Source organism: Trinickia sp. (assembly GCF_051953955.1).
Taxonomy (GTDB): domain Bacteria; phylum Pseudomonadota; class Gammaproteobacteria; order Burkholderiales; family Burkholderiaceae; genus Trinickia.
This window is the reverse complement of the sequence record NZ_JBQCIF010000031.1, coordinates 22,176-42,342: the sequence shown is the minus strand read 5'-3', so window position 1 is coordinate 42,342 and position 20,167 is coordinate 22,176. Positions and strand designations below refer to the sequence as shown.

Below are 20,167 nucleotides of genomic sequence, written 5' to 3'. Positions count from 1 at the left end.
ATGCAGTGCCGAGGGGGATTGCGCTTACGTGTCGCCGCGCCGCCATTTCATCGATGGCGCCGTCATCGCTGTGAAAGAAATTTGAGATAGGCGAATCCGTTCAACGGGAGTGGAACCGATTTCGCCGACGAGCGCGCGAATTTAGCGACCGGTTATTCGCGAGCATACGAAAAGCGCGCGCGCTGGCGGTTGTCGCATAGGTGTCAAATTGGTTTGGTGCAATTAGGGTTTGCACTTAACTTCTTCCCGGGCGTTGCAGAAAAAATTACGTGCTCTTACGTGCCGATTGGATACGCAGACGGACCCTTAAATCGAACGTCGAACATGCCTTGAACGCTCAACACTTTTTAAGCTTTCTATGTTAGAGTCCCGCGTCAAAGAGACCAGAAAAGAATGTCGTGTTGTGCGTGCCGGACCACATAAGTTTTTCTACATAGGGACAACCCACGGATAGTCGAACATCGACCGTTTGAGTGAATCATCACGAGGCACGCGCGGCACCGGCTGGTGAGCGTGCTGGCCTCGGCAGTGAATGGGTGTGCGGTCGGGGGGCGTGCCGATTCATTGTCATTGCTGGGAGTCGGCGCAAAGCAGCCCATTGGCTCGTTTCGTCGCGTTTCTTCCCGGCATCTCAGGGGTGGTCTTTTCGCCCCGCTTCGAAGCACCCGCCCCCTACGAATCCGAGTCATTTCATCGCGAAGTGTCACGCATGCGGACGTTTCGATTGCGTGTTCGTGTTTTTCAGTCCGGAGGGGACCATGTCCAATAGTTTGCAGAAGTGGGTCGGGCGCAATCGTCCGCCGCGCGTCCAGATCACCTATGACGTCGAGATCGGCGATGCCGTCGAAAAGCGCGAGTTGCCGCTCGTCGTCGGCTTGCTCGCCGATCTTTCGGGGCAGCCGGCCACGCCGCAGCCCAAGCTGAAGGAGCGCCGCTTCGTCGAAATCGATCGCGACAACTTCGACGAGATCATGGGCAAGATCGCCCCGCGGCTCGACTTGTCGGTGCCGGACACGATGAAAGGCGAGGGCAACCTCAAGGTCGAATTGAAATTCAATCAGTTCTCGGATTTCCATCCCGAGAGCATCGTGCGCCAAGTGCCGCGTCTGGCGAAGCTGCTCGAAGCGCGTCAGCAGTTGCGCGACTTGCTCGGCAAGCTCGACGGCAATGACGAGCTCGACTCGATCCTCGAGCGCATCGTGTTGAATTCCGAAGAGTTGAAGAAGGTGCAGAGCGAGGCGAACGCCGGCGGAGCCGCAAGCGCGGCGGAACCGGCAGCCGGCGAACCGGCAGCCGAAGGCGCGCCGGCGGCATGAGCGGCGCGACGCGGGCCGAGCGCCCGTAGTCGCTGATGCAACGAACTCATAAAGGACTACCAGATGGAAACGAATTCCGCCGTCGAATCGTCGGCCGCCGGCACCGCGACGAACGCAGACCTGAGCCTGCTCGACCGCATCGTGCTCGAGGGCAACATGGCCGTCGAGCCCTCGCAGGGCGTGTACGCCAAGAAGCTGATCGGCCAGCTCGCCTCGCAGATCCTCGATGAAGGCATGCGCACGAGCCCGGACAAGGGCGTCGTCGCGATGATCAACGAGCGCGTCGCCGAGATCGACAAACTGCTCACGGATCAGCTCAATGCGATCATGCACGACTCCGACTTCCAGGCGCTCGAAGCGTCCTGGACGGGGCTGCACGATATGGTCTACGGCACCGAGACGAGCACGCGCCTGAAGCTGCGCCTGCTCAACGTCACGAAGAAGGAACTGCTGAAGGACCTCGAATCGGCCGTCGATCACGACATGAGCGTACTCTTCAAGAAGGTGTACGAAGAGGAATACGGCACGTTCGGCGGCTACCCGTACTCGCTGTTGATCGGCGATTATTCGTTCGGCCGTCATCCGCAAGACATCGCGCTGCTCGAGCGCGTCTCGAAGGTGGCAGCGGCGGCTCATGCCCCGTTCATTGCGGCGGCGGCGCCGAGCCTCTTCGATTTGAAGTCGTTCACCGAACTCGGCGTGGCGCGCGATCTGTCGAAGATCTTCGAAAGCGCCGAGCTGACGACATGGCGCAGCTTCCGCGGCTCCGAGGATTCGCGCTACGTTTCGCTCGTGCTGCCGAGCTACGCGGCGCGTTTGCCCTATGGGGCGAAGACGAAGCCCGTCGAGAGCTTCAACTTCGAGGAAGACGTCGACGGCACGGATCACGGCAAGTACTTGTGGGCGAACTCGGCTTATCAGATGGGCCTGCGCATCACCGATGCGTTCGCCAAGTACAGCTGGTCCACGGCGATCCGCGGCGTGGAAGGCGGCGGCAAGGTCGAGGGCATCGCCGCGCATGCCTACAAGACGTCGGAAGGCGACGTCACGCTCAAGTGCCCGACCGAGGTGACGATCACGGATCGCCGCGAGAAGGAGCTCAGCGATCTCGGCTTCATCGCGCTCGTCAACTCGAAAGGTTCGGACTTCGCGGCGTTCTTCGGCGGCCAGACCGCGAACAAGCCCGTGCTGTACAACAAGGACGAGGCCAACGCGAACGCTCAGCTGTCGGCGCGCCTGCCGTACGTGCTCGCGGCGTCGCGTTTCGCGCATTACCTGAAGGTCATCATGCGCGACAAGATCGGCAGCTTCCAGACGCGCGGCGGCATCGAGGCGTATCTGAACAACTGGATCTCCGATTACGTGCTGATCAACCCGTCGGCATCGCAGGAGCAGAAGGCGCGCTTCCCGCTCGGCGAAGCACGCGTGGACGTGACGGAAGTGCCGGGTAAGCCCGGCTCGTACCGCGCCACCTGCTTCATCAAGCCGCATTTCCAGATGGAAGACCTGACGGCTTCCATCCGGCTCGTGGCCGACCTGCCGGCGGCCGCGGCCTAACGGCAAGCGACGCATGAACGCGCGGCGTGCGCCTTGGCGCCGCCGCCTCTTTCGCCATTTACCGATTCGGATCAGACATGGATACAGTCATCCTGCAGTTCAAGGACATCAAGGGCAACTCGCTCATCGACGGCTACGCCGACGGCATCATCCTCTATTCGTTCAGCCACAGCGTCAGCATGCCGATGAACTCCGACACGGCCAACACGGAGCGTACGCTCGGCCGGCCGAGCTTCAGCGAGTTCTCGATCACCAAGGCGACGGATCAAGCCACGCCGGCCTTGTACGCAGCCTGCGCGGCGGGCACGAAGCTCGGCGACGCGACGATTTCGATCGGCCGCAACGAAGGCGGCAAGTTCATGCTGCTGATGAAGTACGTGTTGAGCAACTCGATGATTTCGCACATCAGCACGGGCGGCGGCAGCTCCGAGATGTCGGATTCGGTCACGATCCACTTCACGCAGATGACGTCGCAGTACACGCAGCAGAACACCGACTCGACGAAGAAGGGCAATGCGTCGTTCGGCTGGGATCTGGCCGCGAACAAAGCCGTCAGCGTGTCGTAATGAAATGAGCGCGGTGCGCCTTGCGATCGAGGCGCGCCGCGTTGCCGTTCGTCCAACGCTTACGTTATGTCGACCATGCGCCAAGGCTACCCGATGCCGCTGTTCGAGCGCCTCGTCGAAGATGCCGACGCCTGGCTCGAAGGCGAGGGTGCGCTCAAGGCTTCGGTGGCGCGCGAGCTCTCGCGGCTCGTCAACGCGCGCTCGCGCTTGACGATGGCCGAGTTCGCCCGTAGCGAATGCGGCGTGCTCGATTACGGCGTGCCCGATTTTTCGGAGCGGTCGCTGCGTTCGGGCGCGGACCGCGAGGCCATTCTCGCCGCCGTCCGTCATGCGATCGCGCTGTTCGAGCCGAGGCTCGCCAACGTCGTCGTGAAGTTCGATTTCCGCGGCGAGGCGGGCCGCGATGCCGTGCTCGTCGTCGACGGCGATATTCGCGTCGAACGCTCGGTCCAGCACGTATTTTTTGAATTGGCGGCCGGCGCCGGCGTGAGCCAGGACGACCCGGACGAATCCTGACCGACATGGCGCAAGACGACATTCTTCAGTACTACAAGCGCGAGCTGTCCTACCTGCGCGTGCAGGGGGCGGATTTTGCCGAGCGCTACCCGAAGGTCGCCGCGCGCCTCGCGCTGCACGGCACGGAGTCGCTCGACCCGCATACCGAGCGTCTCATCGAAGCCACCGCGTTTCTGGCTGCGCGCGTGCATCGCGATCTCGACCAGGCGTTTCCGCAAATCGCCTCGGCGCTGCTCGAGAACGTTTGCCCGTCGCTCGCCCAGAGCGTGCCCTCGATGACGGTCGCCCAGTTCGAGCTCGACCCGACCCAAGGCAAGGTGACGGCCGGCTTTCGCGTGCCGCGGCATACCGCGTTGTCGGCCCTCACCGAAGCGGGCGATGCGTGCCGCTTCCGGACCGCCTGGGAAACCGTGCTGTGGCCGCTCGTCATCGGCGATGCGCGTTTCGGCGACGACACGACGCTGCGCCTGCGCCTCGACTGCGAGCCGGGCGTGGACTTCTCCGAGCTCGAGGTGCGCAAGCTGCGGCTGCATTTGCACGGCGACTGGATGATCACGATGCCGCTCTACGAGTTGCTCGTCTCGGCCGTCGTCGGCATCTCGCTCGAGCCTGCCGGCGCGCCCCGCGTGCGCCTTTCGCAGGCGGCCTGGCGCGAAGTGGGCTACGCGGAAGAAGACCGCGTCCTGCCGCAGCCGGCTCACGCGCATCCGGCTTATGGGCTGCTGCAGGAGTACTTCGCCTTTGCGCGCAAGTTTCATTTCTTCGATTTGGAAGTGCCCGCCGGGGCCTTCGGCAGCGGGCGCAGCTGCGAGATCGTCCTTCATTTGAATCGGATGCCGCGCGCGCTTTCGCATATCGGCGCCCAGCATTTCCGCCTGGGCTGCACGCCCGTCGTGAACCTGTTTGCGCAAACGACGGAGCCGCTCATCGTGGATGGGCGCCGCTACGAGCACCGCCTCGTCGCCGATCACAAGCGCGAGGCGATCACGGAGGTTCATTCGATCGTCTCCGTCATCGCGTCCGATCCGGTTGCGGATCGCGCGATCACGCTGCCCGGCTATACGGCGGTCGATCGCATGGATGCGGACGGCGCCGACAAGCACGCCACCTACTGGTTCGCGCGTCGCGAACACAGCATGCGCGGCAACTTGCCGGGCGTCGACACCTATCTGAGCTTCGTCGATGCGGGCCACCGTTTCGTCGATCCCGTCTCGCCGATCGTCTATGCGAACGTCCTTTGCACGAATCGGCGGTTGGCCGAACACGTGCCGATCGGCGCCCGCATGCTCGTCGAACGCGTCTCTCGCAACGCCCGCGTGCGATGCCTGTACGAGCCGACGGCCCCGCGCGATCCGCCGCTCGGCAGCGAGACGCTGTGGCGGCTCGTGTCGCTGCTCACGCGCAACTATCATTCGCTCGTCAGTGGCCCCAACGGCCGCCGCGAGCTGCAGGAGATGCTGAGCTTGTTCGCCTCGGAAGGACTGCGCGAGCAAGACCAAATTCGCGGAATCAGCCGCATCGGCGCCCGCCATGTGACGGCGCACGTCGGCACCGACGCTTGGCGCGGCTATTGCCGCGGCACCGAAGTCAACATCGAGTTCGATGCCGATGCTTATGTGGGCAGCTCGCCGCTATTGATGGCCGCGGTGCTCGCGCGCTTCTTCGCGATGTGCACCTCGGTCAACTCCTTCGTCCGGCTCGTGGTTTGCCGTGGAGATGAGACATGGAAGCAATGGGAACCGATGACCGGTTGCCAGCAGCTGCTCTGATCGCGCAGCTTCTCGCTCATCCCCAGGACTTCGATCTGTTCCAGGCGATCCATCTGCTGGAGCGCGGGCAGTCCTGGGCGCGCCCGCTCGGAACGGGCGACGGAGCGGACGAAGCGGTGCGCTTCACGGGACACGTTTCGCTCGCGTTCGAGCCGAGCGACATTCGCAGCGTGCGCGCACGAAGCGCGAGCGGCGAGCGCGCGGCCTACACCGTCAGCACCGCGGCGATGACGCTCGCCGGCGCGAGCGGCCCGCTGCCGCTGCCGTTCACCGAGTGGCTCCTCATGCGGCGCGCGGCGCGCGAGACGGCGATGTCGGACTTTCTCGACATCTTCAATCATCGCTTTCTTTCGTTCCTGTATCGGAGCCGGCAGAAGCACGCGCCGGCCTTGAACGGGCGCGCGCCCGACGAAGCCGCGTTGACGGCATGCCTCGACGCGCTGGGCAATCTCGGTTTGCGCTCTGGCGAGCGCGGGCCCGGGGGCGCGCGTCGCTGGCTGCGCCATGCTGGCTTGCTCGGCGGCGCGCCGCGTTCGATGTCGGGCTTGCTGGCGCTGCTGTCCGACCGGCTCGGCGTGGCCGTGCGAGGTGGCCAGTTCGTCGGCGGCTGGCGCGAGCTCGATGCGCGCGATTCGGCGCGTCTGTCGGGGCTCGGCGGCATGGCTTCGCGCCTGAACGGCCGGGCCGTCGTCGGGCGGCGCTCGTGGGACCAAGCGGCGGGCATCCGCATCGAGTTCGTCGATCTGCCGCGCGACGAGTTCGATGCCCTGTTGCCGGGCGGCAAGCTGCACGAGTTGACGGCGTGGCTCGTGCAGTCGTATCTGGAACAGGATCTCGACGTTCACGTGGTGCTGCGGCCGGCGGAGCGGCGGCCGGCCTGCGCGGCCGGCGGAGCCGGTGCCGCGCGGCTCGGCTGGACGTCTTGGCTCGGCGGGCAAGCCGCGCCGCGCGCGAATGCAGGCCTGGGCGCCAAGGCGGACAAGCCGCTGGCGCCTGCTCGATTCACACTGCGCATGCCGCCGTCCTCGGCGGCATGGCGCTCATCGAACGCCTGAGGGCCCTATGGAAATCGACATCCGCACGTTGGTGAGCCGGCTCGATCCGGCATGCAAGCACGCCATGGAGCTGGCGGCGCAGCTGTGCGTGCGGCAAACGCACTACAACGTCGACGTCGAGCACTTCCTGCTGCAATTGCTCGAATCCGACGCGCCCGATCTGCGAGCCATTCTCGAACATTTCGAGGTTGCGTCGCCCGATGTCTGCGGGCAGTTGCAAAAGGCCGTCGACCAGTTCAAGCGCGGCAACGGCCGCACGCCTGCGCTGTCGCCTAACTTTTCGAGGCTCTTTCAAGAAGCTTGGCTGTTGAGTTCGATGTTGCTCGGGCAGCAGCAGATTCGCTCGGGCACGGTGCTGCTGGCGCTGCTCGAAGTCGACAGCCTGCGCGGGTTGCTGATCGACTCCGCGCCCTCGCTGCTGAAGATTCCGCGCGCGACGCTGCGCGAATCGCTGGCGGCCGTGCTCGCCACCTCGAACGAGGACGGCGGGCCTTCGAGCGCGCCTGCCGCGGGTGCGGCCGGCGGCGGTTCGCCGACGGGCAAAGCGCCGCTGCCGGCCATGCCGTCGGCAGTCGGAGGCGGGCCGGGCGGATCGGCGCTAGCGCAATTCACGGTCGATCTGACCGAGCTGGCTCGGGAAGGCGCGATCGATCCGATCTACGGGCGCGACCTCGAAATCCGCCAGCTGATCGACGTGCTGCTGCGGCGGCGCCAAAACAATCCGATTCTCACGGGCGAGGCTGGCGTCGGCAAGACCGCCGTGGTCGAGGGTTTCGCGCAACGGATCGTGCAAGGCCAGGTCCCGCCCGCGTTGCTGAACGTCACGGTACGCTCGCTCGATCTCGCATTGCTGCAAGCCGGTGCGGGCGTGAAGGGCGAGTTCGAGAATCGGCTCAAATCGGTCATCGCGGAAGTCAAGGCGTCGCCGGTGCCGGTGATTCTGTTCATCGACGAAGCGCATCAGTTGATCGGCGCAGGCGGCAGCGAGGGCCAGGGCGACGCCGCCAATTTGCTGAAACCCGCGCTCGCACGCGGCGAGCTGCGCACGATCGCGGCGACCACCTGGGCCGAATACAAGAAGTACGTGGAGCGCGATCCGGCTCTGGCGCGCCGTTTCCAAGTCGTCAAAGTCGACGAGCCCAGCGAGGCGGTGGCCATCGAGATGCTGCGCGGCATGGTGCCGAAGCTCGAGCATCATCACGGCGTCGAGATCGTCGACGAGGCCGTGCGCGATGCAGTCAAGCTCTCGCACCGCTACATTTCGGGGCGCCAATTGCCGGATAAGGCCATCAGCGTGCTCGACACGGCGTGCGCGCGCGTGGCGATCGGGCAAAGCGGCATCCCCGAGGACATCGAAGCGCTCGGCCGTGCGCTCGATTCGGGCGAGAACCAATTGCGTATCCTGCGCCACGAGGCCGCGACGGGCGCCGATCATGCCGATGCCATCGCCGCGCTGACGAAGCAGCTCGACGAGCAGCGCGCGAAACACGGCCGGCTCACGGACAAGCTCGCCACCGAGCAGCGCGCCGTGGAGGAGATCCTCGCCTGGCGCAGCAAGATCGCCCGGCAGGTCGATGCGCCCGAGCCCGCCGAAGAGGGCGAGGACGCCGCTTCGCTGCTGGCGAATCTCGGCCGCCTCGAAAAAGGCTTGGAAGCGGTACAGAACGACGAGCCGATGGTGCCTGTGTACGTCGATTCGGCGGTGGTCGCCGAGGTGATCTCGGGATGGACCGGGATTCCCGTCGGCCGCATGTTGGCCGACGAACTGCATACGGTGCTCTATCTGCACGACAAGCTGGCCGAGCGCGTCGTCGGCCAGGACGAGGCGCTCGATGCGATCGCACGGCGCGTGCGCACGTTCCGGGCCGATCTCGACGACCCGAGCAAGCCCGTGGGCGTGTTCCTGCTCGTCGGGCCGAGCGGCGTCGGCAAGACCGAAACGGCCGCGGCTCTGGCTGACACGCTCTATGGCGGCGAGCGCAACATGATCACGGTGAACATGTCGGAGTTCCAGGAGGCGCATAGCGTATCGGGGCTCAAGGGCGCGCCGCCGGGGTACGTCGGCTACGGGCGTGGCGGCGTGTTGACCGAAGCGGTGCGCCGCCGTCCGTACAGCGTCGTGCTGCTCGACGAGATGGAAAAAGCGCATCCGGACGTGCTCGAGCTGTTCTTCCAGGTTTTCGACAAAGGGGTCATGGAAGACGGCGAGGGGGTGCCGATCGACTTCAAGAACACGCTGATTCTGCTGACGTCGAACGCGGCGCAAGAGATCATCACGGATGCGTGCCAGGGAGGCCGCCGCCCGTCGTCCGCCGAACTGATCGAGCGGCTGCGCCCGCCGCTGCTGCGTCAGTTCAGCCCAGCCTTTCTCGGCAGGCTCGTGCTCGTGCCGTACTATCCGCTCGGCGACGCGCAAATTGCGGCGATCGTGAACCTGAAGCTGAACCGGCTGGCGGAGCGCTTCTCGCGCAATCACCACGCCGAGCTTACCTGGGACGATGCGTTCGCACGCGTCATTACCGAGCGCTGCAAGGAAGTGGACAGCGGCGCGCGCAACGTGGATCACATCCTCACGCAGATCGTTTTGCCGGAGCTTGCGAGGGAAGTGCTCGAGCGCATCTCCGTGGCCGAGCCGTTCGGTGCGGTGCATTTGGCGTTCACGCCTACCGGCGGTCTCGCGTTCACGTTCTCGGCGGGAGGCTGATTATGCGACGACCCCCAACGCTCACTGTCGTTCGCTGCCCCCCGAGGGGGCCTCAGCCTCCCTTGGGGCGGCCCAGCGGGAGGCTGATTATGGACGACCCCCAACGCTCACTGTCGTTCGCTGCCCCCCGGGGGGGCCTCAGCCTCCCTCGGGGCGGCCCAGCGGGAGGCTGAGATGACGCAAGTCACGACGGTCCAGACAGGCAGCTTTCTTTCGGTGACGACGCCGTTCGGCGCGGACGTGCTGCTGCTCGAAGGTTTCTCGGGCCGGGAGGCGATTTCGGAGCCGTTCCATTTCGAGCTGCGTATGCGCTCGACGCAAACCGCGCTGTCGGCTGCGTCGATCGTCGGCCAAAGCGCGACCGTGACACTGCAAACGCAGGGAGGAACGGCTCGCTACTTCAACGGCATCGTGACGCGCTTCGCGCAGGTCGGCGCCGATGCGACGGGCGGGTACTATTCCGCGGCGCTCGCGCCGCGTTTGTGGTTGGCCACGCTCGGCAGCGATCGCACGATCTACCAGAACATGAGCGCGCTCGATATCGTTCAGCAGGTGCTGTCGGGGCTCGGCGTGACGGTGAAGCAAAGCACGACGGGGACTTACGTTGCGCGCGAGTACTGCGTGCAGTACGACGAAAGTCCGTTCGACTTCATCTCGCGGCTGATGGAAGAAGAGGGCATCTTCTACTTCTTCACGTTCGCGAACGGCAGCCACACGATGGTGCTCGCGGACAGCCCGTCCGCGCACGAGCCGGCACCGAATGCCTCGCAACTGTGGTTCTCGAGCGATTCGGTGGCGCACAGCCCTTCCGAGCGCGTGAGCGCGTTCGAGCTCGTCACCGGCCTGACGGAGCGCACGCACATCGTGGCCGATTACGACTACACGTCCGCGGCCGTTTCCACGGCGACGTCCTCCGCATCGGGCGGGACGACCAACGGCACGCGCTATACGTTTCCCGGACGCTACGCGCAGGCGTCCGACAGCACGCGCACGGCCGACTTGCGGCTCGCGGCGCAGCAAATCGGCCAGCAGACGGGCCGCGGCGGGAGCGCCTGCTATGCGCTCACGGCGGGCTCGACCTTCACGCTGGGCGGCCATGCCAACAGCGCGGTCAATGCGACGTACGTCGTCCGTTCCGTAGAGCACAGCGCGACGAACGACGTCTACGCGAACGAATTCGAAGTCTTCCCGTCGTCGGTGCCGTTTCGCCCGCCGCTCGTCACGCCTCGGCCCGTCGTCGCCGGCAACCACACGGCGACCGTCACCGGTTCTTCGGGCGAAGAGATCTGGACGGATGCCTATGGGCGCATCAAGGTCAAGTTCCATTGGGACCGCTCGAGCACGGCGAACGAAAACACCTCGTGCTGGGTGCGCGTCGCGCAGACCGTCGCCGGCAACGGCTGGGGGCACTTCTTTCTGCCGCGCGTCGGGCAAGAGGTGATCGTGAGCTACGTCGACGGCGATCCCGACCGGCCGCTCGTGACGGGCAGCGTCTACAACCAGTCGAGTACGCTGCCTTATGCTCAGCCGTCGATGCAGACGCGCAGCACGATCATGTCGCGCTCGTCCAAGGGCGGCTCGGCCGGCAACGAAATCCGCATGGAGGACAAGACGGGCAGCGAGGAACTGTATCTGCATGCGCAGAAAGACATGAACGTGTCGATCGAAAATGCGCTGGCGACCACGGTGATCGCGGGCAACGAGACGCATACGGTTCAGAAGGGAGACCGCACCGTCGACGTCCAGAAGGGCAACGAAACGCACAACGTCAAAGGCACGCGCGCGCTCGACGTGACCGGCGACGAGACGCATACGAACCACGCGAAGTTCACGCACAACGTGACGGGGGATTACACGCTCAAGGTGAGCGGGAATTTGACGATCGACGTCAGCGGCTCGATCACGTTCAAGTCGGGCACGTCGCTGACCGCTCAAGCGGGCACGGCGCTCTCGAATCAGGCCGGCACGACGCTCGAGAACAAGGCGGGCACCACGCTCACGATCCAGGGGCTCGAGGTGCAGGCCAAGGCTTCGGCGACGGCGACGGTCGACGGCGGCGGCATGCTGACCGTGAAGGGCGGCCTCGTGAAGATCAATTGACGCCGACACACACAGCCCATGTCCGATTCCGAACCCACGACCTCTCCCCGCGCACCGGGCACGCTGCCGGGCAGGGATGCGCACGAGGTGGTCGAGCAGCGCGACGCGAGCGGCGCCGTCATCGCCCGCACGTCGATGTCGAGCGGGGTGCCGCACGGGCCGATGACGCGATGTGCGCCGGACGGCACGCCGACGTTCGAGGCGCAGTACGCGCACGGCGCGCTGTCGGGACCGATGCGCGCGTTCGACCCGCCGGGCGTGCCCGTGAAGGAGGCGCATTACGCGGACGGCAAGGAGCATGGCGTGACGAAGCTTTATCAGGACGGCCGCGTGGCTGCGCGGCAGCGGTTCGTGGCCGGCGTGCTGCAGGGAGAGAGCGTGACGTACGCGCCGTCGGGCCAGGTCACGTCCCGCCTTCCTTACGTGGCCGGCAAGCTCGACGGCGAGGCCGTCTATCTGCACGAAGGCGTCGTCGTGCGCCGGGCGCGGTATCGGGCCGGCGCGCTCGAGGGCGAGACGCGCGAGTACGCCGCCGATGGGGCGCTGGTTCAGAGCCTGCCCTATCACGCGGGCTTGCTCCACGGAACGGCAAAGCGCTTCGATGCGGACGGCGCCGTGAGCGCGGAGCGCCGCTACGCGAACGGCAAGCCGCAGGAGGCATGGCGCGGCGTCGACGCGCCGGCCGCCGGTGCGGCGGGCGGTCTGCCGAAGATCGTCGCGAACTTCGAAAAATGGGTCAAGGGGTGATCGATGAGCATGCTCGTTACCACCGGCACCCTGCTGCAATGCAGTTTCGGCGTGGCGCCTTCATCGCTGAACGTGCTGCCGACGGCGTGCGTCATGTCGGGCGCGCCCGCCGCGAGCATCATGGACAACGCGCCGATGGTCAACGTCATGCCGTTCGGCATGTGCAACTGCCCGGCCAACCCGCAGGTGGCGGCCGCGACCGCGGCGGCGATGGGCGTGCTGACGCCGATGCCGTGCGTGCCGGTCACGGCAGCGCCGTGGGCGCCGGGTTCGCCGACGGTCCTGATCGGCAGCCAGCCCGCGCTGCAGAACAGTTCCAAATTGATGTGCAACTGGGGCGGCGTGATCCAAATCGTCGCGCCGGCGCAATTCACCACCATGGTTCCCTGAGGACGACCCGCAATGCCTTACGTTTTTTCCATGACAGCGCGAATGGCGACGATTGCGGCTTGCTGCGTTCTGTTTCTATGCGTCCTGCTGTTTCTGCTCGGCGTCGAAATCGGTGCGCGCTATGCCTCGCCGACGTCGCCCGCCGTATCGGCCGCCACGATGACCGGCGGCCCGGTCGCGAGCGAACGCGCACCCTTGCCGGCGAGCACGGACGCTGCGGCGTCCGCGGCGGCAGCTTCCAACGCTTCTTGAACTGCACACGGTAATCGCTATGCCTACGCTTCATCTTTCGGATCCCGCCTCGCATAGGCGCCATTTTGCGGCTGGGCCGCTGCGCGCGTGCGCGATTCGCCTCGGCGCCGCCGCGTTGGCGATCTGCATGGGCGTGTTCGGCGCCGCGAGCGCCGCCGAGGCGGCCGGCAAGCCGATGCCCGCACCGGCGGTCGCGGCACCGGCCAGCGCGCCGCAGCAAGTCACGCCCACCGGTCTCGTGCGCATGCCCGATGGCCGGTTGCTCGCCCCCGAGTTCGCCCGTATCTTGAATCGCGGCGAATTGGTCGTGGCGATGCTCGGCGTCGACCAGCCGCCGTTCTTCGAAACGCGCGATGGCCGCCTGCAGGGTGTCGACGTCGAGATCGCCGACGAGCTCGCGGCCAAGCTCGGCGTCAAGGTGCGTTTCAACCGTGATGCGAAGACGTTCGACGGCGTCGTGAGCCTTCTCGCGAACGGCGATGCCGATCTGGCGATCAGCAAGCTCTCGCGCACCTTGGCACGCGCGGAGATCATCAGTTTCAGCACGCCGTACGTTCGTCTCCATCGCGCGTTGCTACTCAATCGCTTGAACTTTGCGCAGGTGGCCCACGGCCGTCCCGCGCCCGAGGTGATCCGCACGTACGACAGCACGATCGGCGTGGTGATGAACTCGTCGTACTCGCAGTACGTACAGACGAACTTCCCCAATGCGAAGGTCAAGCCGTACCCGAGCTGGGATGCGCTGCTCGGCGGGCTCGACAAAGGCGAGGTGACGGCAGCCTACCGCGACGAATTCGAAGTCAAGCACGTTCTCAAAAGCGATCCCACGGCGTCGCTGAGGCTGCGCGTCGTGACGCTCGACGATCTCGAGGATCCGATCGCGATCGGCGTGAACGTGTCCACGCCGGCGCTGCTCGCGTTCGTCAATCAGTTCTTGGCCGAGCGCAGCAAGAAGCTCAGCGTGAAGACCCTGCTCGAAGCAACCGATAACTAACCAGACGAAGCCAAAGGCGCATGTCGGAGACCAGACGATGAATACGAAACAGCTTTACGCCTTTGCCGTGAACCCTTGGGTGGTGATCGGCAGCCTCGCGCTCGGGAGCGCCTTCGGCTTGTTGATGCCCGCGTTGGCGCAACGGCTCGACGTGATCGGCGACCTCTACGTCAACTTGCTCAAGATGACGACGTTGCCGTTCATGGTGTCGGCCGTCATCTTCAGCCTGCAGCGCTTGTTTCGCGACGGCGGCACGTCGCGCTTGCTGCTGCGCGTGGTGGTCGTGATTCTCGGCGCCTCGGCGACGGTTGCCGTGATCGGCGCGCTCGTGCTGCTGACGATGCGGCCCGGCGCCAACATCTCCACGGCGACGATGCATACGTTCGGCGCGATGGTCGGCAGCGACGACACGGGCTCGAACGAGACGGTGATGAGCCTGTACGGCACCGACACCGTGCCGAAAACGGTGGGATTGACCGACATGCTCAAGAGCCTCGTGCCGAGCAACATCTTCGCGGCGCTCGCCAGCGGCGACGCGCTCAAGGCGCTTGTGTTCGCATTGCTGTTCGGCCTGGCCGTGGGCCGCGTGCCGGAGCGCATTTCCGTCGGCTTGAGCCAAGCGCTCGAAACGGTCTATCACGCATGCCAAAAGCTCATGCATTGGCTCAGCTATCCGCTGCCACTGATCCTGTTCTGCATGAGCGCGGCGCAGTTGGGCAAATCCGGGGTAGGGCCGCTGCACGCGATGCTGCAGTTCGTCATCGCGTTCTTCGTCGTGGCCGTATTGCTGCTCGTGCTGGCCGCGACGATCATCTGGAAGCGTTCGGCCAATTCGCTTGGCAGCACGCTCGAGGCGCTGCGCGCGCCGTTCGCGCTCGCGTTGGCGACGCGCAACAGCGCCGCCTGCATGCCGAGCATGATCGAAAGCCTCGCTGACCGCCTGGGTTTCGCGCGCTCGCGCGTGGAGCTGATGGTGCCGCTCACGGTGTCGCTGCTGCGCGTCGGGCCGATGGTCTACTACGTTTGCGCCACGCTGTTCATCGCGCAGCTGTACGGGCGCCATCTCGGCGTCGTCGAGGTCAGCACGGTCTTGCTCGCCTCGGTCCTCGCGGGCTTCGCGTCCGCCGGCATGACGGGGCTCGTCACGGTATCGCTGATCGGCATGACTTGCGTGTATCTGAGCCTGCCGTTCGAGGCGGCCTTCATCCTCTTCCTGGCGGTCGATCCGCTTTGCGACATGCTGCGCACGCTCATCCTCGTCATCGGCAACACGGCGGCCGTGTCGATCATTTGCCCCCGGCCGCTGAAGCTCTAGGAGTCGCGATGGCACTGATCGGAATTCTCGGCGGCATGGGGCCGCTCGCCACCGTCGATTTCATGGAGCGGGTGATCGAATTGACGAGCTCAGCGGGCGCCGTGCGCGACCAACAGCATTTGCCGCTGCTCGTCGTGCATCTGCCGCATATCCCGGACCGTTCGGCGGCGATGCTCGGCGACGGCGAGAGCCCGTTGCCGGCGCTGTTGCACGGCATCGACATCTTGAATCGCAACGAAGTCGAGCTCGTCGTCATTCCGTGCAATTCCGCGCATCACTGGTACGACGAACTGCATGCCAAGAGCCGCGCGCCGATCATCCACATCGCCGAGGCGAGCGTCGAGGCGCTGCCCCCCGGCGCGCGGCGCGTGGCCGTGCTGGCGACGGGCGGCACGCTGCACTCGGGGCTTTACCAGCGAATCCTCGCTGCGCGCGGCTTCGAACCCGTCGAGCCCGACGCGGCGACGCAGCGGCACGTCGACGCCTGCATCAACGACGTCAAGGCCGGCAAGATCGGCGCCTCGACCGAGCATCTCGCGCGGGCCCTCGACTGGCTTGCCCGCCAAGGCGCGCAGGTGGCCGTGCTGGGGTGCACCGAGCTGCCGCTTGCCGCGCAGCAGATGGGGGCGCCGCCGATCCCGACGATCGACAGCACGCTCGAGCTGGCGCGCGCGACGGTCTCCTACGCACTCTCGCACGGCTGGAACCGGCCCGTATGAACAAGCTGAGGCAACTGCCCAATTCCGCGCTCGTGCTCGTGCTGTGCGTCGTGCTCGGCAGCGTGGCCGGCGCCTTTGCCGAGCCGCTCGGGGAGGCAGCCTACGTCGTCGGCCAGATGTACATTTCGATCGTGAACATGGCCGCCGTGCCGCTGCTCGTCGTCGCGATGTTCTTCGGGCTGCGGCAACTGATGGGGCTGCCGCGGCCGGGCCTGCGCATCGGCACGATGCTGATGCTGGCGCTCGCGCTCGTGGCGCTAGGCGCCCTCGTCGGCACGCTGGCCGGTGTGGCAGCGGCGCCGGGATTGCATTTGTCCGAGGCCGCGCATGCGCAATTGGGCCGGCTCATCCTGGCGAGCGGCGGCGATGCGGGGGAACTGCGCATGGCCTTGTTCGGCCAAGGCGAGCAAGCGGCCGACCACCTGTTCGCGCTGCGCGATCTCGTGCCCGACAACTTCTACGGCGCGCTCGCGAGCGGCCGGGCGCTCGGCATCCTCACGTGCACGATCTTCTTCGGAATGGCATTCGCCGCGCTGTCCGCCGAGCAGACGAAGGTGCTCAACGGAATCTTCGAAAGCATCTACCGCACGCTCGAAGCGCTCATCGACTACGCGAACCTGCTGCTGCCGGTGCTGGTGTTCGGCACGGCGGCTCATTTGGTTGCGCACACTCAGCACGAGATCTTGTCGGCCATGAGCGGCGTGATCTCGCTCTTCCTCGTATTGGCGGGGGCGCTGTCGTGCATCGCGCTGGCCGCAATCGCCATGCGCACGGGCGTTTCGTTCGGGCGGGCCGTCGCATGCCTGCGCGCACCGATGCTGGTCGGATTCACCTCCGGCACGGCGACCGCGGCGATCCCGCATACGATCGAAGCGATGAGCGCGCGTCTCGGCCTCAGCCGTGGCGTCGCGGAGCTCGTCGTGCCGTTCGGCGCGGTATTCCTGCGCGCGGGCTCCGCGCTCTATTTCGCGCTCGTCGCCTCGTTCGTCGCGAACTTGTACGGCCATCCTCTCGCGATCGGGGACTGTCTGATGATCGTCGTCGCAGCTACCATAGCGGCTTTCGTTTCGGCGGGACGCAACGGCGTGAGCGGCATCGCGGCCGCGGGGATCGCATTGTCGGCGCTGCGGCTGCCCGCCGAGGCGGCCTTGGTGTTGTTCGTCGCGGTCGATTTGATCTGCGACGGCCCGCGCAATCTGCTGAGCCTGCTCGCCACCTGCACGGTCGTCGCGCTCGCGTCGGCCGGCTTGCAGGCCGAACGGGCCGCCGCACCGCTGCAGCCGAAGCACGCGTTCGGCGAAGCGGCGATGGTGCGCCTCGCGTTCACGCGCGCGCAGCTCGCGGCGGTCGCACTGTGCGCGCTGGTGGCGGCTTCTTTGATCGTAGTCATGGGGATAGGAGTGGGAGCAAGATGACGGATTCGCGATGCTCTCGGAAGCGGTCTCTGCGCGCGCACGGCGAAAGCGGGCGCGTTCGGCGCTGGACCGTGTCGCTTGCGGCAGCGCTGTGCTTCGCGTCGCTCGCCGGATGCTCGATGCTGTTTCCGTCGGGCGAAAAAGTGAAGTGGGACGAGATGACGCTCGCGGCGAGCGACCAGGCGAACAATGACAGCCCGATCGCGATCGACGTCGTGTTCGTGACCGACAAGGCCATGCTCGCGCGCATCGCCGAATTGCCGGCTTCGAAATGGTTCGCCGCGCGCGGCGATCTCGTCGGCACGTTCCCCGATGCGCTTCATTACCAAAGCTGGGAGCTGGTGCCGGGCCAGAGGCTGACCATCCCAGGAGACAAGTTGCGCGGGCCGCGCGTGGCAGGCGTTTTCGTGTTTGCGGACTACCCGGGCCCCGGTGCTCACCGCGTGCGCGTCGAGCGGCTCAGCGGCCGCCTCGTCGTGCAATTGGGCGAGAACGCATTTTCCATTTCGAGCGTGAAATGACAGAACTTCGCAGTGCTTACGATTCCCGCCGAGCCGCACCGTTATGCGGCCGTGCCGCTCTGTCCGACCGGAGGTGCCGTCATGGCTGATCGGCTCGTTCCCGTCGTCGATCGTGTCGAATGGTTCGAAGGCATGTTGCTCGCGCCGCAGCACTTCCAGCTGCTCGGTGCGCGCGTCGATTCGCTCGTCGCATGGCAGAGCCTGGCCGCGGCGCCGTTCAGCTGGGGCGTGCGCCGTCTCGTGTTCGACGAGGGCTTGCTGGCCGCGGGCATCGTGCGCGTGCTCGCGCTCGACGCGATCATGCCGGACGGCACGGCCGTGTCCTATTCGGCCGAGCTCGAGCAGCGCGGCCGGCTCGAGCTTTCGCTGGCCCCGCACGCGGAGCGGCTGGCCACGACGACGCTCGCGATTTATCTCACGCTGCCCGTCGCGGCGTCGATGCGCGGCGAGGCAGAGATGCGCCGGTTCCGCTCGGTACCCGGCGAGCCCGTCGAGGACGATACGTCGGGTGCCCCGGCGGCCGACATTCCGCGTCTCGTGCCGAATCTCGCGCTCGAAGCGGGGGAGGTGCCTTCCGGGCGGTTCGTCTCGCTGTGCCTCGGCACGGTCTACAAGGACAACGAGGTGATCAAGCTCGGCGCGCGGCAGCCGCCGCTGCTCGAAGTCGCGCGGGACAACCCGCTGTGGACGGCGGTGGCGGCGCTGCTCGGCCAGGTGCGCGGCAAAGCGGCCTTCGTGGCGCGCCAAACGGCCATTCCCTCGTCGAAGGCCGACGATCGCCTGACGCAGCTCGAGCTGAAGGACAGGCTGCGCAGCCTGCTTTCTGCACTGCCGTTCGCGGAAGCCGTATTGCGCACGCCCCATCTTCATCCGCTCGCGCTCTATCACGCGCTGGCCGCGCTGCACGGCTCGCTCTCGATGCTCGCGCCGGGCGGCCTGCCGCCCGTGCCTCCCGACTATGACCACGCCGATCCGCTGGCCGTGTTCACGCCGCTGCTCGATTCGCTGCGCGAGGCAATCGCGGAGGTCAGCGAGGGATATCGCGAACGCAAATTCCGCTACGGCAACGACAAATTCGATATCGCACTGCAAGCGCCCTGGGTGGAAGGGCGGCTCGTGATCGGGCTGCGCGGGCAATCGGATCGCGACTTGTTGGCGTGGATGGATGGCGCAGTCATCGGCTCGGAATCGGTCTATGCGTCGCTGCGCAGCCGGCGCGTGCTCGGTGCCGCGCGCCGCACGGTCGAATATGCCGAGGAACTCGGCATACGGTCGGGCTCCGGCTATCTGCTGTTCGAGATCGAGACGGACCCGGCGCTCGTGCGGGCCGGCGAAGCGTTCATCGTCGGCAATCCGAGCGAGGGCGCGAGCGCGCAGCGGCCCCAGGAAATGTTGTTGTTCACGAAAGACTGAAAAGACAGAAGGTTAGGCACTCATGAAGGTGGGGCACTAAGATGGCACGCACCCGTATGGAAACCGGAGACAACGATCTCGCGATGGAGCAGTTTCGCGCGTTCCTCGACGAGCTCGTCAAGGCGCAGCGGCGCTTCTCCGAAGCATCCGAGACCGACGCGGAGCAGGCCGCACAGGGCATGTCGCGGCATTTGCTGAACGTGCTCGAGATCCAAACGCTGCAATCGCGCCGCGACAGCACGCGCTTCGACATCGAGAACGTGGCCGACGCCCGCTACCTCAAAGCGGTGCTCGCCGACGAATTGCTGCTCAACACGCAGTGGGCCGGGCGCGAACGATGGACGGCGTACTTGCTCGAATCGGCGCTGTTTCGCACCAACATCGCGGGCGATCTCGTCTTCAAGAAGATCGAGGAGTTGTTGTCCGATCGCGAGCCGTCGCGCCGCGACATCGCACGCCTGTATCTGTTCGCGTTGGCGATGGGCTTTCAGGGGCGCTTTCGCGGCGCGGGCGATGCGGCCGACGCGCGCCTGCGCAGCTATCGCGAAGAGCTCTACGAATTCATCTATCAGCGCCGCGCCGATTTGGGCGGCCGCGACCGCGTGGTGGCCGAGTCCGCCTATACGAACACGCTTTCGCATATCGCGCCGCGCAAGCTGCCGACGGTGAGCCGGTGGAGCGTGATGGCGCTACTCGCGGTGGTGGCATTGCTCGCCATCTCGGAGATCCTCTGGCTGTGGCAGTCCTGGCCGGTTCGCCACGCGTTGCATGGCGATGCGGTCGTGGGAGCGAGCACATGAGCGCAATGCGTCGTTCGA

At 66.0% G+C, this 20,167-nt stretch carries 18 protein-coding genes; 17 read left to right on the top strand and 1 reads right to left on the bottom strand.

The genetic code is table 11. The features are described from left to right. The first annotated feature begins 758 nt into the window (after window positions 1-758). The 10 genes from tssB (at window position 759) to ACTHNZ_RS06815 (ending at window position 12,720) form a co-directional block, all read left to right on the top strand. A complete protein-coding gene (gene tssB / locus ACTHNZ_RS06860; RefSeq protein WP_440541748.1) occupies window positions 759-1,316 on the top strand; it encodes a type VI secretion system contractile sheath small subunit in 558 nt (185 codons plus the stop codon). 63 nt (window positions 1,317-1,379) lie between these two features. Continuing rightward, window positions 1,380-2,873 (top strand): type VI secretion system contractile sheath large subunit, encoded by a 1,494-nt coding sequence (gene tssC, locus ACTHNZ_RS06855; protein WP_440541747.1) that lies wholly within the window; start codon window positions 1,380-1,382, stop codon window positions 2,871-2,873. 77 nt (window positions 2,874-2,950) lie between these two features. After that, window positions 2,951-3,439, top strand: coding sequence for an Hcp family type VI secretion system effector (locus ACTHNZ_RS06850; protein WP_440541746.1), 489 nt, complete (start codon window positions 2,951-2,953; stop codon window positions 3,437-3,439). A gap of 66 nt (window positions 3,440-3,505) precedes the next feature. Then, complete coding sequence (tssE, locus tag ACTHNZ_RS06845; RefSeq protein WP_440541745.1) at window positions 3,506-3,955, top strand: type VI secretion system baseplate subunit TssE; 450 nt, start codon at window positions 3,506-3,508, stop codon at window positions 3,953-3,955. Window positions 3,956-3,960: 5 nt separating this feature from the next. Then, window positions 3,961-5,724: a type VI secretion system baseplate subunit TssF gene (tssF, locus tag ACTHNZ_RS06840; protein WP_440541744.1), complete on the top strand. Its 1,764-nt coding sequence runs from the start codon at window positions 3,961-3,963 to the stop codon at window positions 5,722-5,724. Further along, window positions 5,679-6,779: a type VI secretion system baseplate subunit TssG gene (tssG, locus tag ACTHNZ_RS06835; RefSeq protein ID WP_440541743.1), complete on the top strand. Its 1,101-nt coding sequence runs from the start codon at window positions 5,679-5,681 to the stop codon at window positions 6,777-6,779. The genes tssF and tssG overlap by 46 nt, the downstream gene beginning before the upstream one ends. Before the next feature lie 7 nt (window positions 6,780-6,786). Further along, a complete protein-coding gene (gene tssH, locus ACTHNZ_RS06830; protein WP_440541742.1) occupies window positions 6,787-9,483 on the top strand; it encodes a type VI secretion system ATPase TssH in 2,697 nt (898 codons plus the stop codon). Between the two features lie 174 nt (window positions 9,484-9,657). Continuing rightward, window positions 9,658-11,583 carry a type VI secretion system Vgr family protein gene (locus ACTHNZ_RS06825; RefSeq protein ID WP_440541741.1) on the top strand — a complete coding sequence of 642 codons (1,926 nt, stop codon included), beginning with the start codon at window positions 9,658-9,660 and terminating at the stop codon, window positions 11,581-11,583. 18 nt (window positions 11,584-11,601) lie between these two features. Further along, complete coding sequence (locus tag ACTHNZ_RS06820; protein ID WP_440541740.1) at window positions 11,602-12,330, top strand: toxin-antitoxin system YwqK family antitoxin; 729 nt, start codon at window positions 11,602-11,604, stop codon at window positions 12,328-12,330. 3 nt (window positions 12,331-12,333) lie between these two features. After that, a complete protein-coding gene (locus tag ACTHNZ_RS06815) occupies window positions 12,334-12,720 on the top strand; it encodes a DUF4280 domain-containing protein (RefSeq protein WP_440541739.1) in 387 nt (128 codons plus the stop codon). 119 nt (window positions 12,721-12,839) lie between these two features. On the opposite strand, the gene ACTHNZ_RS06810 is transcribed toward ACTHNZ_RS06815, so the two are convergent. Then, on the bottom strand, window positions 12,840-12,962 hold the full coding sequence (locus tag ACTHNZ_RS06810) for a hypothetical protein (protein ID WP_440541738.1): 123 nt from the start codon (window positions 12,960-12,962) through the stop codon (window positions 12,840-12,842). 29 nt (window positions 12,963-12,991) lie between these two features. Here ACTHNZ_RS06810 and ACTHNZ_RS06805 point away from each other — a divergent pair, with 29 nt between their 5' ends. The 7 genes from ACTHNZ_RS06805 (at window position 12,992) to ACTHNZ_RS06775 (ending at window position 20,149) form a co-directional block, all read left to right on the top strand. Then, window positions 12,992-13,966 carry a substrate-binding periplasmic protein gene (locus tag ACTHNZ_RS06805; protein WP_440541737.1) on the top strand — a complete coding sequence of 325 codons (975 nt, stop codon included), beginning with the start codon at window positions 12,992-12,994 and terminating at the stop codon, window positions 13,964-13,966. Window positions 13,967-14,003: 37 nt separating this feature from the next. Then, entirely contained in the window at window positions 14,004-15,281 is a 1,278-nt protein-coding gene (locus ACTHNZ_RS06800) for a dicarboxylate/amino acid:cation symporter (protein ID WP_440541736.1), read from the top strand. An 8-nt stretch (window positions 15,282-15,289) separates the two neighbouring features. After that, entirely contained in the window at window positions 15,290-16,000 is a 711-nt protein-coding gene (locus ACTHNZ_RS06795; RefSeq protein ID WP_440541735.1) for an aspartate/glutamate racemase family protein, read from the top strand. Continuing rightward, window positions 15,997-17,415, top strand: coding sequence for a dicarboxylate/amino acid:cation symporter (locus ACTHNZ_RS06790; RefSeq protein ID WP_440541734.1), 1,419 nt, complete (start codon window positions 15,997-15,999; stop codon window positions 17,413-17,415). The genes ACTHNZ_RS06795 and ACTHNZ_RS06790 overlap by 4 nt, the downstream gene beginning before the upstream one ends. Window positions 17,416-17,486: 71 nt before the next feature. Further along, a complete protein-coding gene (locus tag ACTHNZ_RS06785) occupies window positions 17,487-17,936 on the top strand; it encodes a hypothetical protein (RefSeq protein WP_440541733.1) in 450 nt (149 codons plus the stop codon). 81 nt (window positions 17,937-18,017) lie between these two features. After that, window positions 18,018-19,349 carry a type VI secretion system baseplate subunit TssK gene (tssK, locus tag ACTHNZ_RS06780; RefSeq protein ID WP_440541807.1) on the top strand — a complete coding sequence of 444 codons (1,332 nt, stop codon included), beginning with the start codon at window positions 18,018-18,020 and terminating at the stop codon, window positions 19,347-19,349. A gap of 41 nt (window positions 19,350-19,390) precedes the next feature. Next, on the top strand, window positions 19,391-20,149 hold the full coding sequence (locus ACTHNZ_RS06775) for a DotU family type IV/VI secretion system protein (protein ID WP_440541732.1): 759 nt from the start codon (window positions 19,391-19,393) through the stop codon (window positions 20,147-20,149). Window positions 20,150-20,167 lie beyond the last annotated feature (18 nt).

Excerpts from the sequence above, each read along its gene's own strand:
- ACTHNZ_RS06825 (WP_440541741.1), top strand. The coding sequence starts at position 9,658 with ATGACGCAAGTCACGACGGTCCAGACAGGCAGCTTTCTTTCGGTGACG.
- ACTHNZ_RS06850 (WP_440541746.1), top strand. The coding sequence starts at position 2,951 with ATGGATACAGTCATCCTGCAGTTCAAGGACATCAAGGGCAACTCGCTC.
- ACTHNZ_RS06815 (WP_440541739.1), top strand. The coding sequence starts at position 12,334 with ATGAGCATGCTCGTTACCACCGGCACCCTGCTGCAATGCAGTTTCGGC.
- ACTHNZ_RS06795 (WP_440541735.1), top strand. The coding sequence starts at position 15,290 with ATGGCACTGATCGGAATTCTCGGCGGCATGGGGCCGCTCGCCACCGTC.
- ACTHNZ_RS06820 (WP_440541740.1), top strand. The coding sequence starts at position 11,602 with ATGTCCGATTCCGAACCCACGACCTCTCCCCGCGCACCGGGCACGCTG.
- ACTHNZ_RS06800 (WP_440541736.1), top strand. The coding sequence starts at position 14,004 with ATGAATACGAAACAGCTTTACGCCTTTGCCGTGAACCCTTGGGTGGTG.
- tssC (WP_440541747.1), top strand. The coding sequence starts at position 1,380 with ATGGAAACGAATTCCGCCGTCGAATCGTCGGCCGCCGGCACCGCGACG.
- tssF (WP_440541744.1), top strand. The coding sequence starts at position 3,961 with ATGGCGCAAGACGACATTCTTCAGTACTACAAGCGCGAGCTGTCCTAC.
- ACTHNZ_RS06790 (WP_440541734.1), top strand. The coding sequence starts at position 15,997 with ATGAACAAGCTGAGGCAACTGCCCAATTCCGCGCTCGTGCTCGTGCTG.
- tssE (WP_440541745.1), top strand. The coding sequence starts at position 3,506 with ATGTCGACCATGCGCCAAGGCTACCCGATGCCGCTGTTCGAGCGCCTC.
- tssB (WP_440541748.1), top strand. The coding sequence starts at position 759 with ATGTCCAATAGTTTGCAGAAGTGGGTCGGGCGCAATCGTCCGCCGCGC.
- ACTHNZ_RS06775 (WP_440541732.1), top strand. The coding sequence starts at position 19,391 with ATGGCACGCACCCGTATGGAAACCGGAGACAACGATCTCGCGATGGAG.
- ACTHNZ_RS06805 (WP_440541737.1), top strand. The coding sequence starts at position 12,992 with ATGCCTACGCTTCATCTTTCGGATCCCGCCTCGCATAGGCGCCATTTT.
- tssH (WP_440541742.1), top strand. The coding sequence starts at position 6,787 with ATGGAAATCGACATCCGCACGTTGGTGAGCCGGCTCGATCCGGCATGC.
- tssK (WP_440541807.1), top strand. The coding sequence starts at position 18,018 with ATGGCTGATCGGCTCGTTCCCGTCGTCGATCGTGTCGAATGGTTCGAA.
- tssG (WP_440541743.1), top strand. The coding sequence starts at position 5,679 with ATGGAAGCAATGGGAACCGATGACCGGTTGCCAGCAGCTGCTCTGATC.